Annotated in this window: 5 protein-coding genes and 2 pseudogenes; 6 read left to right on the plus strand and 1 reads right to left on the minus strand. The window is 39.8% G+C overall.

What is annotated here, in order from left to right; translation table 11 throughout:
* Nucleotides 1-203 (plus strand): annotated as a pseudogene (locus HT699_RS08695) (group II intron reverse transcriptase/maturase); the annotation flags it as partial.
* A gap of 96 nt (nucleotides 204-299) precedes the next feature.
* On the opposite strand, the gene HT699_RS08700 reads toward HT699_RS08695, so the two are convergent.
* Complete coding sequence (locus tag HT699_RS08700) at nucleotides 300-659, minus strand: tyrosine-type recombinase/integrase (protein WP_078374390.1); 360 nt, start codon at nucleotides 657-659, stop codon at nucleotides 300-302.
* Between the two features lie 105 nt (nucleotides 660-764).
* On the opposite strand from HT699_RS08700, the pseudogene HT699_RS08705 reads away from it, so the two are divergent.
* The 5 genes and pseudogenes from HT699_RS08705 to HT699_RS08725 form a co-directional block, all read left to right on the plus strand.
* Nucleotides 765-920 (plus strand): annotated as a pseudogene (locus HT699_RS08705) (diacylglycerol kinase family lipid kinase); the annotation flags it as partial.
* 197 nt (nucleotides 921-1,117) lie between these two features.
* A complete protein-coding gene (gene rexB / locus HT699_RS08710) occupies nucleotides 1,118-4,393 on the plus strand; it encodes an ATP-dependent nuclease subunit B (RefSeq protein ID WP_172934275.1) in 3,276 nt (1,091 codons plus the stop codon).
* The gene (addA, locus tag HT699_RS08715) at nucleotides 4,390-8,040 is read left to right on the plus strand and encodes a helicase-exonuclease AddAB subunit AddA (RefSeq protein WP_138704388.1); all 3,651 of its coding nucleotides are present in this window, start codon (nucleotides 4,390-4,392) and stop codon (nucleotides 8,038-8,040) included. Before rexB ends, addA begins: the two co-directional genes overlap by 4 nt.
* A gap of 131 nt (nucleotides 8,041-8,171) precedes the next feature.
* A complete protein-coding gene (locus HT699_RS08720; RefSeq protein WP_172934276.1) occupies nucleotides 8,172-9,350 on the plus strand; it encodes a hypothetical protein in 1,179 nt (392 codons plus the stop codon).
* A 239-nt stretch (nucleotides 9,351-9,589) separates the two neighbouring features.
* Nucleotides 9,590-15,865 (plus strand): ZmpA/ZmpB/ZmpC family metallo-endopeptidase, encoded by a 6,276-nt coding sequence (locus HT699_RS08725; protein ID WP_172934277.1) that lies wholly within the window; start codon nucleotides 9,590-9,592, stop codon nucleotides 15,863-15,865.
* The last annotated feature ends 299 nt before the right edge of the window (nucleotides 15,866-16,164 follow it).

Raw genomic sequence — 16,164 nt, forward strand, 5'->3', positions numbered from 1 at the left:
AAATCGAGACGACTATGGGGATTGCTTAAGTTAGGAGTTCCTAAATGGATAGCAGATAAGGTATCTGGCTGGGGTGACCATTATCAATTAGTAGCTCAGAAGTCGGTACTAAACGTGCTATATCAAAACCAGTCCTTGAAAAACGTGGACTGGTTTCGTGTTTGGATTATTACCTTGAACGACATGTGTTAAAAGTTAGTTGAACCGCCGTATGCCGAACGGCACGTACGGTGGTGTGAGAGGGGCTAGAGATTATCCCCTACTCGATTATTTAGAGGACAAAAAAGAGGCAAAACTTTTTAAAAAATCTTTTTCATAACTTTATCCAGTACATTGATTGCTTCATCTTTCATGTTCTTTGTGACGTGGGTGTAGATGTAAGTAGTGACTTCAGAGTCGGAATGACCAACCCCGTCCGTGATTGTTTTTAAAGGAATTTTATTTTCTGCTAAGATGCTAATAGTGGTGTGTCTGAAGATGTGAGGAGACAGATGTTTGGGAATTGGTTTTTTAAGGCGTTCGTTTGCTCGCTGGAGAGACTTGCTCAAGACGGAACTATGAACTGGTTTTCCTGTATTGGTAACAAAAATACGGTCGCTTTTGTGCCAATTCTTATCGGTTGTTTCTCTTAGACGATTTATAGTAGATTGAAATAAGATACGAACAGCTTGATTAGGGAAATCAAATTAATTTCTAGAAATATTTTAGCATCCACGGTGTACTATTATAGTTTCAATTTGCTATAGTTCAATCATTCTATCAAGAATATTGAATATATAAAGGCACGTACTATTAAAATTTCTTCTGATATCGAATTAGAGTCGGATGTTGATGGCGATAAATCAGATAATCTACCAGTCGACATCAAGGTACTAGGACAACACATTGAAGTGTATTCCGTACCTAAGAAACAATCATAAAACTCAAAGCCTTGTTACCGAGGCTTTTTTTATTATGTGATTTTCAGTAGCCAGACTTATTCTATCTAATACAAGTAAAGCTAAGTATTTAAGATCTAGCAGATGATGAAGAAAAGAGATGGCCTAAATATTTTAACAGATTTACGAGGCTAATCATGGTATAATAAAAGGTAATGAAAAATTCCAACGAGGCAGAGATGAAATTACTTTATACTGATATTCGGACTTCTTTGACTGAAATTCTAACCAGAGAGGCGGAAGAGCTAGTTGCTGCTGGCAAGCGGGTCTTCTACATCGCTCCCAACTCTCTTTCTTTTGAAAAGGAACGCGCCGTGCTGGAATGCTTGTTCCAGCAGGCTTCTTTTGCGATTACCGTCACGCGCTTTGCTCAGATGGCTCGTTACCTGATTTTGAATGATTCGCCTGCCAAGACCAGTCTTGATGATATTGGTCTTGGGATGGCCTTTTATAAGTGTCTTGCGGCACTCGATCCCAAGGATTTACGTGTTTATGGTGCGATTAAGCAGGATCCTCAATTTATCCAGCAGTTGATTGAGCTTTACCACGAGATGACCAAAGCTCAGATGAGTTTTTTGGACTTGGAGAGTTTGAGGGATGAGGACAAGAGGGCCGATTTACTCTTGATTTTTGAGAAAGTAACGGCCTATCTTAACCAAGGGCAGTTAGCTCAGGGAAGTCAGTTATCCCATTTGATTGAGGCTATTGAGAATGACAAAGTTAGTAGTGATTTTACTCAAATCGCCTTGGTTATTGATGGATTTACCCGTTTTTCTGCCGAAGAAGATCGAATTGTGGACTTACTTCACGGTAAGGGTGTTGAGATTGTTATTGGGGCTTATGCTAGTAAGAAAGCTTATACCAGCCCATTCGCTGAAGGCAATCTTTATCAAGCCAGTGTGGAGTTTCTCCATCATTTAGCTGCTAAATACCAAACACCTGCCCAGGATTATTCTCAAACTCATGAGCAGATGGATAGTTTTGATAAGGCCTCTCGTTTGTTGGAGTCTTCTTATGACTTTTCAGAACTCACTTTGGAGGTCGATGAGAAAGACCGTGAAAACTTACAAATCTGGTCTTGTTTAACACAAAAAGAAGAGTTGGAATTGGTAGCCCGTAGTATTCGTCAGAAATTGCACGAGAACTCAAATTTGAGTTACAAGCATTTTCGTATTCTCTTGGGGGATGTAGCTTCTTACCAGTTATCGCTGAAAACCATTTTTGACCAGTATCAGATTCCTTTCTATCTTGGTAGAAGCGAATCCATGGCCCACCACCCTTTGACACAGTTTGTAGAGTCTATTTTGGCTTTAAAACGCTATCGTTTTCGTCAGGAAGATTTGATTAATCTCCTCAGAACAGGTTTGTATACCGACCTTAGTCAGGCTGATATTGATGCTTTTGAGCAATATATCCGCTATCTTGGTATCAATGGCTTGCCATCCTTTCAGCAAACCTTTACCAAATCCCACCATGGAAAATTTAATCTGGAACGTTTAAATGTTCTTCGTCTGCGTATTTTAACACCTCTTGAAACCCTCTTTGCCAGCCGAAAACAAAAGGCTGAAAACCTCCTACAAAAATGGAGTGTCTTTCTAAAAGAAGGAGCTGTGACCAAGCAGTTACAAGATTTGACAACCACTTTGGAAGCTGTAGAACAGGAAAGACAAGCCGAAGTTTGGAAGACTTTCTGCCATGTTTTAGAACAATTTGCGACTGTTTTTGCTGGTTCACAGGTTAGTCTGGAAGACTTCCTAGCCTTGCTCCATTCTGGAATGAGTTTGTCCCAATACCGTACCATTCCAGCAACAGTGGACACTGTTCTGGTGCAGAGTTACGATTTGATTGCACCATTGACTGCTGACTTTGTCTATGCTATTGGACTAACTCAGGACAATTTACCAAAAATTTCTCAAAACACCAGTCTTCTGACAGACGAAGAAAGACAAAACTTAAACCAAGTGACTGAAGAGGGAGCGCAATTGCTAATTGCCAGCAGTGAAAATCTCAAGAAAAATCGCTATACTATGCTTTCCTTGGTCAATTCTGCCCGTAAGCAGTTAGTTTTGTCGGCTCCAAGCCTTTTTAATGAAAGTGAAAGCAAGGAGTCAGCCTATCTTCAAGAACTAGTCCATTTTGGATTTAGGCGGAGAGAGAAGAGGTTGAATCACAAATGGCTGTCTAAGGAAGATATGGGGTCCTATCACAGTCTTTTGTCTAGTCTGGTTGCCTATCACCAGCAGGGCGAGACGAGTGATAGGGAGCAAGATTTGACCTTTGTCAAGGTTCTGGCACGTGTCATGGGTAAAAAACTAGACCAAAGAGGCCTTGCAAATCCTGCCCTTCCAACAAGTCCAAGCAGCAAGCCCTTGACCAAGGATACCTTGCAGGCTCTTTATCCTGCTGATCAGGAGTTTTACCTGTCTACCTCTGGTTTGACGGAGTTTTATCGCAATGAATACAGTTATTTTCTTCGCTACGTTTTAGGCTTGCAAGAAGAATTACGCCTGCGTCCTGATGCCCGCAGTCACGGAAATTTCTTGCACCGCATTTTTGAACGTGCCTTGCAGTTGCCTGACGAAGATTCCTTTGACCAACGTTTGGAACAGGCTATCCAAGAAACCAGTCAGGAACGGGAATTTGAGGCTATTTATCAGGAAAGTTTGGAAGCCCAGTTTACAAAGGAAGTTTTGCTTGATGTGGCACGGACGACTGGCCACATTCTCCGTCACAATCCAGCTATTGAAACCATCAAAGAAGAGGCGAATTTCGGTGGGAAAGAGCAGGCCTTTATTCAATTGGACAATGGACGCAGTGTCTTTGTACGAGGCAAGGTTGACCGCATTGACCGATTGAAAGCTGATGGGGCGATAGGAGTAGTAGACTACAAGTCTAGTCTGACCCAGTTCCAATTTCCTCATTTCTTTAATGGTCTTAATTCCCAACTGCCAACCTACCTAGCTGCCCTAAAAAGAGAGGGGGAGCAGAACTTTTTCGGTGCCATGTACTTGGAAATGGCTGAACCTGTTCAATCTCTGTTGACCGTTAAGAATTTGGCAGGTGCAGTAGTAGAAGCCAGCAAGTCTATGAAATACCAAGGACTCTTTTTAGAAAAAGAAAGCAGTCATTTGGGCGAATTTTACAATAAAAACAAGTCTAATCAGCTGACAGATGAGGAATTCCAGCTCCTACTGGACTACAATGCCCATCTTTACAAGAAAGCAGCTGAGAAGATTTTAACAGGCCAGTTCGCCATTAATCCTTATACCGAAAATGGCAGAAGCATTGCCCCCTACGTCCAGCAACATCAATCCATCACAGGTTTTGAAGCCAATTACCACTTGGGTCAAGCCCGTTTCCTAGAAAAGTTGGATCTAGCTGATGGCAAGCGTCTGGTCGGAGAAAAACTCAAGCAAGATTGGTTTGAAAAAATAAGAGAGGAGTTGAATCGATGAAGCCTATTCCCTTTTTAACTGAGGAGGAAATTCAAAAACTGCAAGAAGCAGAAGCAAATTCGAGCAAGGAACAAAAGAAAACTGCCGAGCAAATCGAAGCTATCTACACTTCTGGTCAAAATATCCTTGTCTCAGCGTCGGCTGGTTCTGGTAAGACTTTTGTCATGGCCGAGCGTATTCTGGACCAATTGGCGCGTGGTGTCGAAATTTCTCAACTCTTTATCTCAACCTTTACCGTCAAGGCTGCGACTGAACTCAAAGAACGCTTGGAGAAAAAAATCAGCCAACAAATCCAAGAAAGCGATGACGTTGACCTCAAACAACACTTGGGTCGCCAGTTGGCAGACCTACCCAACGCAGCCATCGGAACCATGGACTCTTTTACACAAAAATTCCTTGGTAAACATGGCTATCTGCTTGATATTGCGCCTAATTTCCGTATTTTACAAAACCAAAGCGAGCAACTCCTTCTAAAAAACGAAGTCTTCCACGAGGTCTTTGAAGTCCATTACCAAGGTAAGCAGAAAGAGACCTTTAGTCATTTGCTGAAAAACTTTGTTGGACGTGGAAAAGATGAACGGGGGCTGCGCCAGCAAGTCTATAAAATTTATGACTTCCTCCAATCCACCAGTAATCCTCAAAAGTGGCTGAGTGAATCTTTCCTCAAAGGTTTTGAAGAGGTTGATTTTACCAATGAAAAAGAAAAACTGACTGAGCAAATCAAACAAGCCCTTTGGGATTTGGAAAGCTTTTTCCGTTATCATCTGGATAACGATGCCAAGGAGTTTGCAAAGGCTGCCTATTTAGAAAATGTTCAGTTGATTCTGGATGAAATTGGCTCCTTAAATCAAGAGTCCGATAGTAAGGCTTTTCAATCAGTGCTTGCGCGTGTTGTCGCAATTTCGAAAGAGAAAAACGGCCGAGCTCTGACCAATGCGAGTCGTAAGGCTGATTTGAAGCCACTGGCCGATGCCTACAACGAAGAGAGAAAGTCCCAGTTTGCTAAACTAGGACAACTGTCAGACCAGATAACGATTCTCGACTATCAAGAACGTTATCATGGAGACACTTGGAAACTAGCTAAAACCTTCCAAACCTTTATGAGCGATTTTGTGGAGGCTTATCGTCAGCGTAAACGTCAGGAAAATGCCTTTGAATTCGCTGATATCAGCCATTACACCATTGAGATTTTAGAGAAATTCCCGCAAGTCCGTGAAGCTTATCAGGAGCGTTTCCACGAAGTCATGGTCGATGAGTATCAGGATACCAACCATATTCAAGAACGAATGCTGGAATTGCTGTCTAATGGCCACAATCGCTTTATGGTGGGGGATATCAAGCAATCTATCTACCGTTTCCGTCAGGCAGACCCGCAGATTTTCAATGAAAAGTTCCAACGCTATGCGCAAAATCCAAAAGATGGCAAGCTCATTCTCCTCAAGGAAAATTTCCGTAGCAGTTCAGAAGTGCTGTCAGCAACCAATGATGTTTTTGAACGTCTCATGGATCAAGAGGTCGGCGAAATCAACTATGATAACATGCACCAGCTTGTTTTTGCCAATAGCAAACTAACTCCTAATACTGAGAACAAGGCTGAATTTCTCCTCTACGACAAGAACGACACAGGTGAGGAAGAAGAGAGTCAAACAGAAACGAAACTAACAGGCGAAATGCGCTTAGTCATCAAGGAGATTCTGAAACTCCACAAGGAACAAGGTGTTGCCTTTAAGGAAATTGCCCTTCTGACCTCCAGTCGCAGTCGTAATGACCAGATTCTCCTCGCCCTGTCTGAGTACGGAATTCCTGTCAAAACCGACGGAGAGCAAAACAATTATCTCCAATCCCTAGAAGTGCAAGTCATGCTAGACACCCTTCGTGTCATTCACAATCCCCTGCAAGACTATGCCTTGGTTGCCCTTATGAAGTCTCCAATGTTTAGCTTTGATGAGGATGAGTTAGCACGTTTGTCCCTTCAGAAAGCAGAGGATAAAGTCCACGAAAATCTCTATGAGAAACTGGTCAATGCACAAAAAATGGCAAGTAGTCAAAAAGGCTTGATTCACACAGCTCTAGCTGAAAAACTAAAGCAATTCATGACTATTCTTGATTCTTGGCGCCTGTATGCCAAAACCCACTCCCTCTATGACTTGATTTGGAAGATTTATAACGACCGTTTTTATTATGACTATGTTGGAGCTTTGCCAAATGGTCCTGCTAGACAGGCCAATCTCTATGCCCTAGCACTGCGAGCTGACCAGTTTGAAAAGAGCAATTTCAAGGGTTTGTCGCGTTTTATTCGTATGATTGACCAAGTCTTAGAAGCCCAGCACGATTTGGCAAGCGTGGCCGTCGCACCGCCAAAAGATGCAGTGGAACTCATGACCATTCACAAGAGTAAAGGGCTGGAGTTTCCTTACATCTTTATCCTCAATATGGATCAAGATTTCAACAAGCAAGACAGCATGTCAGAGGTCATTCTCAGCCGTAAAAATGGACTAGGACTTAAGTATATTGCCAAGATGGAGACAGGAGCAGTGGAAGATCACTATCCTAAAACCATCAAACTCTCTATTCCTAGCCTAACTTATATACAGAATGAAGAAGAATTACAGCTGGCAAGCTACTCAGAGCAGATGCGTCTACTGTATGTTGCCATGACGCGGGCTGAGAAAAAGCTCTATCTTGTCGGCAAGGGTTCTCGTGAAAAGCTGGAAGCCAAGGAATACCCAGCAGCCAAAAATGGAAAACTAAATAGTAACACTAGACTTCAAGGCAAGAATTTCCAAGATTGGATTTGGGCTATCAGTAAAGTGTTTGCCAAGGATTATCTCAACTTTAGCTATCATTTTGTTGGTGAAGATCAGCTGACTAGAGAAGCTATCGGTCAGTTGGAAACCAGGAGTCCACTCCAAGATAGCTCCCAAGCAGACAATCGTCAATCAGATACCATCAAAGAAGCCCTTGAAATGCTGAAAGAAGTGGAAATTTATAATACTCTTCACCGCGCAGCCATTGAACTTCCTAGTGTTCAAACCCCAAGTCAAATCAAGAAATTCTACGAACCTGTTATGGATATGGAAGGTGTCGAGATTGCAGGTCAAGGCCAGTCAGTAGACAAGAAAATCAGCTTTGATTTGCCAGATTTTTCAACCAAAGAAAAGATAACTGGAGCTGAGATTGGTAGTGCTACTCACGAACTCATGCAGAGAATGGATCTCAGCCAGAGACCAACGCTTGCTAGCCTAACAGAAACACTCAAACAAGTTCAAACTAGCCAAGCTGTCAGAGACAAGATCAATCTTGATAAAATTCTTGCTTTCTTTGACACAGCACTCGGTCAGGAAATTATCGCTAATACCAACCATCTTTATCGCGAGCAACCTTTCTCCATGCTCAAACGAGACCAAAAGAGTCAGGAAGACTTTGTTGTCCGTGGAATCTTGGACGGCTATCTGCTTTATGAGGATAGAATCGTTCTGTTCGACTACAAGACAGACCGCTATGATGAACCAAGTCAACTCGTAGACCGCTATCGTGGTCAGTTAGCTCTATACGAAGAGGCTTTATCTCGAGCCTATTCGATTGACAACATTGAAAAATACTTGATTTTACTCGGTAAAGACGAGGTTCAAGTTGTAAAAGTATAATTTATACTCTTCGAAAATCTCTTCAAACCACGTCAGCTTCATCTGCAACCTCAAAACTGTGTTTTAAGCAGCCTGCGGCTAGCTTCCTAGTTTGCTCTTTGATTTTCATTGAATATTAGAAAGGAGACCTCATGACACTTCCAGTTAGAAAATCCCTGTATGATGCAGTTTTACAGGCTTCGAAAGCGGATACTTGGGAACAAGCTACCAAGGAATGGAATGAAGTTTCCTTGATTTTTAACGGTATTGGCCGTAGCAATTGTGTCTGTGGAAATGCCATCAAATACGCTTATGAACTCTTTAACGGTGTCACAGGCCAACGCCTCTTTCCAATTGGTAGCGACTGTGTTCGTCATTTTCATCGATTGTCCCTTGACCGGCAATTGGAAGAGGAAGAAAAACTGCTCAGAAAGGTTGAAAATCTAACCAGAAAAGCTCAGAAAAAGGAAAAAATCAAGGTCAATAAAAGTGACTTTGACGAGCGACTTCTAAAATGGCTCTGGGAAAAAGGTGTTTTCAAACCCAATCGTGGCAATCAATTTGCGCCTGAGAGAGACTACCAGCTTTTCCTAGAAGTCTTTCAGGGAGGAAGTTGGACCAAGGCGAAGCCAAATAAAAAGGCCCGGATGGAAGAAGTCCTTGAAAAGTGTATCAAACCCTTTTTACTTGGGAAATCGGATGACCAACTATACCTTGTCAAGCTAGGCAAGGAGAAAATTGACTACGAACAAGAACTCCGTATCCAAGCAGAGAAAGAGCGCAAAAAGAGGGATAAAATCGCCAAGCAATATGCAGACAATCTAGTCCTAGCCATGGGCCCAGCGGAGCGTGCCTATCAGGATTACTTTGGCTTTACAGAGACCCTAACTCAAGAAGAACGCAAGTGGGAGAAAATTCTTTTTGGTAAAAATAGAGCAGAACGGGCTATCAAGGCCAAGCAATACCAAAAAGAGCTGGAAAAAGACCAACGAATTGCAGCTCAGGATCCAATTGAAAGAAAGCAGAAGCAGACCTGGCTCCTCAATTCCTATTTCCGTGAGCTTCCTGAAGAAAAATCCCGTTTTGCTCGGCTCTTATTAGAATATCGAAAAAGTGGAGAAGTGCCTTTTTCAACTGAATATCTGTCAGATCATCTGCTCGACTTTTTCTATAAAATGAAAGCCTTTGAGTTTGAAATCTCACCAGAACAAGTCCGAGACTTTTTAAAAGAAAGCCTTCAGACAGAACATCTATCCTCAGCACAAGAAAGTTGGATAGAAGGAATTCTCCTCAACTGCATCAAACCATTTTTAGAACGATTAGTGATATGAGTAACACCTGCCGTGGAAATTTCATGGTAGGTTACATTTTATCCAAAAAATAATAGGGAATTGCAAAACTACTACTTGGTATTTTATATATAAAAAAAGTATGAAAACGCAACTCAATTTTAAGACTTTTTGCTAAATAAAGAGTATAATTAAAGTATGTTCCCTTTTTTTATAGATAGTACACTAATATAAAAAAGTTAGGCTTACATATTTTTAAAATTTTATTTCAAGGAGGAATAATGGAAAAGTATTTTGGTGAAAAACAAGAACGTTTTTCATTTAGAAAATTATCAGTAGGACTTGTATCTGCAACGATTTCGAGTTTGTTTTTTATGTCTGTATTAGCTAGTTCATCTGTGGCAGCTCAAGAGACCAAAGGTGTTCACTATAAATATGTGACAGAGTCAGAGCTATCATCAGAAGAAAAGAAGCAGCTTATATATGATATTCCGACATACGTGGAGAATGATGATGAAACTTATTATCTTGTTTATAAGTTAAATTCTCAAAATCAACTGGCGGAATTACCAAATACTGGAAGCAAGAATGAGATGCAAGCCTTAGTTGCTGGTGCTAGCTTAGCAGCTCTGGGGATTTTAGTTTTTGCTGTTTCCAAGAAAAAAGTTAAGAATAAAACGGTATTGCATTTAGTATTGGTTGCAGGGATAGGAAACGGTATTCTAGTATCAGCCCATGCTTTAGAAAATAATCTTTTACTGAATTACAATACGGACTATGAATTGACCTCTGGAGAAAAATTACCTCTTCCTAAAGATATTTCAGGTTACACTTATATTGGATATATCAAAGAGGGAAAAACGACTTCTGATTCTAAGGTAAGTAATCAAGAGAAATCAGTAGCCACTCCAATAGATCAACAAAAGGTAGATTATACGATTGCACCGAATTTTATAGAGAATCCATCAAAAATACAAGTGATTAACGGACAGTATGAGGCTGTTCCAGAATTTAGGGATGGACAAGTTGGAACTGTAGCTACAGAGTCCGCTGAAACTAAAGCTGATACATTATCTAGTGATATGAACTCAGAAGTGGAAAGTCACTCTACACCTCCAACCGTAGATTCTTCTCAGAACGGAGAGAATCTTGGAAAACAGAAAGAAGATGCAACTCCAGTCGAGAAGCCAAAAGAAGTAGAAGAAACAAACAAACCTGAAAAAGATGAGTCAAAAGACGAAACTTCAACAAAACCTGAAAATTCTGGTAATGCAATAACAGAAGAGAATGGGCAAACAGTACCAACTGAATCTAATCAAGGTGATACAAATAAAGTTGGAGAGTCAAATAAACCAGAAAATAATGACTCCAAAAATGAAACTTCAGAAAAAACTGTAGAAGAAGTTCCAGTAAATCCAACAGAAGGCTCTACAGAAGGTACCTCAAATCAAGAAGCAGAAAATCCAGTTCAACCTGCAGAAGAATCAACAACAAACTCAGGAGAAGATGCAACTCCTAAGTCAGGAGAAAAATCAGGAGAGACTAAAGAAGAATCTACAGACGCTTCAGAAGTTCCTTCTGCAACTCCAGTCGAGAAGCCGAAAGAACAAGAACTAGAAAAAACTGTAGAAGAAGTTCCAGTAAAACCAAATGAAGGCACCACAGAAGGAACCTCAACTCAAGGAGCAGAAAATCCAGTTCAATCTGCAGAAGAATCAACAACGAATTCAGAGAAAGTATCACCAGATACATCTAACGAAAATACTGGGGAAGTGTCCAGTAATCCTAGTAATTCGACAACCTCAGTTGAAGAAACAAACAAACCTGAAAAAGATGAGTTGAATGTCGAGCTTGGTAAAGAATCTGGCACGAAAGAATCTGACAAGTATCAGAATGCAGACCAAGCTAAGCGTACTGCCTACGATCAAGCACTTGCGGCAGCGAAAGCTGTAGCAGCTAAAGAAGGTGCAAGTCAAGCAGGGATTGACCAAGCTAAGAATGACCTAGTGGCAGCTGCGGCAGCCTTGAATGGACAAGGGACTGACAAAGAGCCATTACGAACAGCCGCAACAACAGATGCGACAGCTACCAAAGAGACAGCTAAGTATCAAAATGCAACAGCAGACAAGAAAAAAGCTTATGATGCAGCATTAGAAGCCGCTCAAAAAGTTCTAGCAAAAGCAGGAGCTACACAAGCAGAGGTGAATGCAGCTAAGCAAGCAGTAGAGGATGCAAAAGGTCAATTGGATGGAGTGGCAAGCGACAAGTCTGCCTTGAATGCCGAGCTTGGTAAAGAATCTGGCACGAAAGAATCTGACAAGTATCAGAATGCAGACCAAGCTAAGCGTACTGCCTACGATCAAGCACTTGCGGCAGCGAAAGCTGTAGCAGCTAAAGAAGGTGCAAGTCAAGCAGGGATTGACCAAGCTAAGAATGACCTAGTGGCAGCTGCGGCAGCCTTGAATGGACAACCAATAAGTAAAGATGAGTCAAAAGACGAAACTTCAACAAAACCTGAAAATTCTGGTAATGCAACAACAGAAGAGAATGGGCAAACAGTACCAGACCAACCAAAAGGTAATTCACCAGAGGATGTTTCAACCGAATCAAACACCGCCAATTCAAATGGAAATGAAGAAATTAAACAAGAAAATGAAGTAGAACCTGATAAAAAAGTAGAAGTTCAAGAGAAAACAATAGAACTAAGAAGTGTTTCTGATGTGGAACTCTATAGTTATGAAGGCAATCAATCAAAACAACATACAAGCTTAGATAAAGTACCAGATAATAAATCTGCTTATTTCATTAAGGTGAAGTCAGCTAAATTTAAAGATGTACTGCTTCCAGTTTCAAACATTGAGGACACTACAAAAGATGGCAAACCAGTCTATAAAATTACAGCTAGCTTGGAACACTTGAAGCAATCTTTAGACAATCAATACCAAGACAATTTTACTTATTATCTTCCAAAAGTTGTTCAAAACGATGGTCCTATCTACACATCTTTTAAAAAACTAGTAGCTGATATGAATAGTAGACCTAATGGAACTTTCACTTTGGGTGCAACAATGAATGCTCGTGAGGTTGAGTTGGATGAAAACCAAGAAAGTTATGTTACAAAGAATTTCACAGGGACATTAATTGGTAGTCATCAGGGGAAACATTATGCTATCTATAATTTGAAAAAGCCATTATTCAATACATTAAATAGAGCTACTGTTAAGGATCTCACCTTAAAAGATGTTAATATTTCTGGTAAGAATCATGTCGCATCAGTTGCTAAGGAAGCCACAAATTCTTCAACTTTAGATAACGTTCACGCAAATGGAATCATTGCTGGTGAGCTAGGTATCGGAGGACTTATTCAGAAAGTTGAAAATTCTACCGTAAGTAATAGTAGTTTCACTGGAAGAATAACAAATACCTTTGTTACAACCTCTCAGTATGCAATTGGTGGTCTAGTCGGTCAATTAACTGGTACGAATGCTAGGGTAGATCATTCTATAGCATCAGTAACCATTTCAAGTAATGGAGAACATTCTAATCAAACCATTGGTGGAATTGCAGGTATCGTAGAAAATAATGCAACTGTAGCAAATAGTTATGCTGAAGGTGAAATAAATAATGCTAAACCATTCGCTAGAGTTGGTGGAGTTGCAGGTTCCCTTTGGACAAATGGCTCTAGCACGGAGGACAATTCTGGGATTCTACAAAATGTTCTCAGCGATATGAATATTACAAATGGGAATGCGATTTCTGGTTACCACTTCAATGGTATAAAGGAAACAAATGTCTATAGTAATAAAGAAAACAAAGTAGTCAATGTTCAACAAGTTGATGATGAGGTGATGTCAGTTGATTCCACTGTAGAACGTGGTACTGAGATTGAAAAAACAGCAGTTCAAGCTAAGAAAGAGAAGATTACTAAAAAACACACTGTCACAGTGGAAGATTTCACAAATTCTGCTAAACAGGATGTAGATTATACCAAGGCAGCTCATTATCAGGAGACAAGAAAAGTTGCATATAAAAATATAGAAAAATTATTACCTTTCTATAATAGAGATACCATTGTAAAATATGGAAATCAATTATCAACTGATCATAACCTGTATAAGAAAGAACTGTTATCTGTTGTCCCTATGAAAAATGAGGAAGTAGCCTCAGATATCACTTCAAACAAGAATTCTATCAATCATTTATTACTACATTACAACGATGGAACATCTGAGAAAGTAAACGTAACCTACCATAGTGACTTTGCAAATCTGGCTGAGTATAATATTGGAAGTACAGGTCTAGTATACACACCAAATGCTTTCCTAAAAGATTACACATCTATAATAGACAGAGTTAAAAACGACTTAAATACAGTACAGTATAATCCAACTGCTCTTAAGAATTTGTTAGGAATCTCTGATAATATTAAATTAACAGAACTCTATCTATATGAGCAATTCGCTAAAACCAAAGAGCACTTAACTGAAACTCTTAAAAAATTACTTTCAGCTGATGCTGCTGTTTCTGGAAATAATGATATAATTGACAATTACATTGTTGATAAAATCAAGCGAAACAAAGAAGCCTTGATGCTCGGATTAACCTATCTAGAACGCTGGTATGATTTCAAATTCGATAAGGCTAGCGCAAAAGATTTGCTTATGTTCCATATGGATTTCTTTGGTAAGGGAAATACCTCTCCTCTTGATACGATTATTGAACTAGGTAAATCTGGCTACAACAATCTCTTGGCTAAAAATAATGTGGTTACTTACAATGCCTTGTTAACGAATAATTACGGTACAAAAGACCTGTTTAGTTCTTTAGAAGGCTACCGTAAAGCATTTGCACCTACTCAAACTAACAATGACTGGTTTAAATCACAGACCAAGGCTTATATCGTTGAAGAAAAATCTAATATTCCAGAAGTGAGGGCTAACCAGGAAAAAGCTGGTAGCAAGTACTCTATCGGTGTCTATGATCGAATCACTAGCGACAGCTGGAAATACCGTAACATGGTACTGCCTCTACTTACCTTGCCAGAAAAATCAGTCTTTGTTATCTCGACTATCTCTAGTCTAGGATTTGGTGCTTATGATCGTTATCGCAATAGTGACTATAAGGCTGGTGATAAGCTCAATAAGTTTGTTGAAAAGAATGCTCACGAAACAGCAGAGCGTCAACGAGATCACTATGATTATTGGTATCGTATTCTAGATGAAAAAGGGCGTGAAAAGCTTTATCGAAATATCTTGCTTTATGATGCCTATAAATTTGGAACTGATAATACTAAAGGAAAGGCTACAAAAGTAGCAGATTTTGATAGTCCAAATCCTGCAATGAAACATTTCTTTGGACCTGTTGGAAATAATGTTGGACATAATCAACACGGTGCTTATGCTACAGGGGATGCCGTTTATTATATGGGTTATCGTATGTTGGATAAGGATGGAGCTATCACTTATACTCATGAAATGACGCACGATTCAGATCAGGACATTTATCTAGGTGGATATGGCAGAAGAAGTGGACTGGGACCAGAGTTCTTCGCCAAAGGATTGCTACAAGCGCCAGACCATCCAGATGATGCGACCATTACCATTAACTCAATCTTGAAACATTCAAAATCTGATAGTACAGAAGGACAACGATTACAAATACTCGATCCAACTACGAGATTTAAAGACGCAACAGATCTTCAGAACTACGTCCACAATATGTTCGATGTTATTTATATGCTAGAATATCTTGAAGGTAAATCTATCACAGAGAAACTTACTGATTATCAGAAAATGGAAGCTCTTAGAAAAATTGAGAACAAGTATGTAGAAGATCGTGAAGATGGAAATAAGGTTTACGCAACAAATGTAGTCAAAGATTTGACAGTAGAAGATGCTAAAAAACTGACAAGCTTTGAGAGTTTGATTGATAATAACATCCTTTCAGCTCGTGAATACAAGTCTAAAGAATACGAAAGAAATGGCTACTTCACTATTAAGTTATTTGCACCAATTTATGCAGCATTAAGTAGTGATATAGGAACACCAGGTGACCTGATGGGACGTCGTATAGCCTATGAACTACTAGCTGCTAAAGGCTTTAAAGATGGTATGGTACCATATATCTCAAACCAATACGAAGAAGAAGCCAAACAAAATGGTAAAAAGATAACTATTTATGGTAAAGAACGCGGATTGGTGACAGATGACTTGGTTTTGAAAAAGGTATTTAACGGTCAATATAAAACTTGGACAGAATTCAAGAAAGCTATGTACAAAGAACGCCAAGATAAGTTTGGACAATTAAATACAGTGTCATTTAAGGATCCATCAATTCCTTGGTATATTCGCGGAACAAAAACTATCAATAGCGTGACTGAATTACAGAAATTAATGGATGAAGCTGTTCGTAAGGATGCAGAAGATAATCGTTATTCTTGGTATAACTATAATCCAGAATATGATAGTGCGGTTCATAAGTTGAAGAGAGCAATCTTTAAAGCCTATCTTGACCAAACCGATGATTTTAGAAGTTCAATTTTTGAGAATAAAAAATAGTGTTTACTATTAGGAAATAAAAATTGAATGTAGAGAATTAGAATTGTCATTATTAAAAAAGATAAATTTTCCATTCGGAAAATAAAATGTATTGTTGGTTCGGTGTTACTCGGAAGTGTCTTGGTTGCACCGTAACCGTCCAATAGCGAAGTATATTGAAAAATCTCCAGACTAGGGAACTCACGGATAGTTCCTAATCTGGAGATTTCGGCTCTTTGTCAACTGTAGTGGGTTGAAGTCAGCTAAGCTCGAGAAAGGACACATTTCGTCCTTTCTTTTGTGTAACCGCCCAATAACGA

Source organism: Streptococcus sp. 1055, from assembly GCF_013276815.1.
Classification (GTDB): domain Bacteria; phylum Bacillota; class Bacilli; order Lactobacillales; family Streptococcaceae; genus Streptococcus; species Streptococcus pseudopneumoniae.

Coding starts and splice junctions, on each gene's coding strand:
- rexB (WP_172934275.1), top strand. CDS start 1,118: ATGAAATTACTTTATACTGATATTCGGACTTCTTTGACTGAAATTCTA.
- addA (WP_138704388.1), top strand. CDS start 4,390: ATGAAGCCTATTCCCTTTTTAACTGAGGAGGAAATTCAAAAACTGCAA.
- HT699_RS08720 (WP_172934276.1), top strand. CDS start 8,172: ATGACACTTCCAGTTAGAAAATCCCTGTATGATGCAGTTTTACAGGCT.
- HT699_RS08725 (WP_172934277.1), top strand. CDS start 9,590: ATGGAAAAGTATTTTGGTGAAAAACAAGAACGTTTTTCATTTAGAAAA.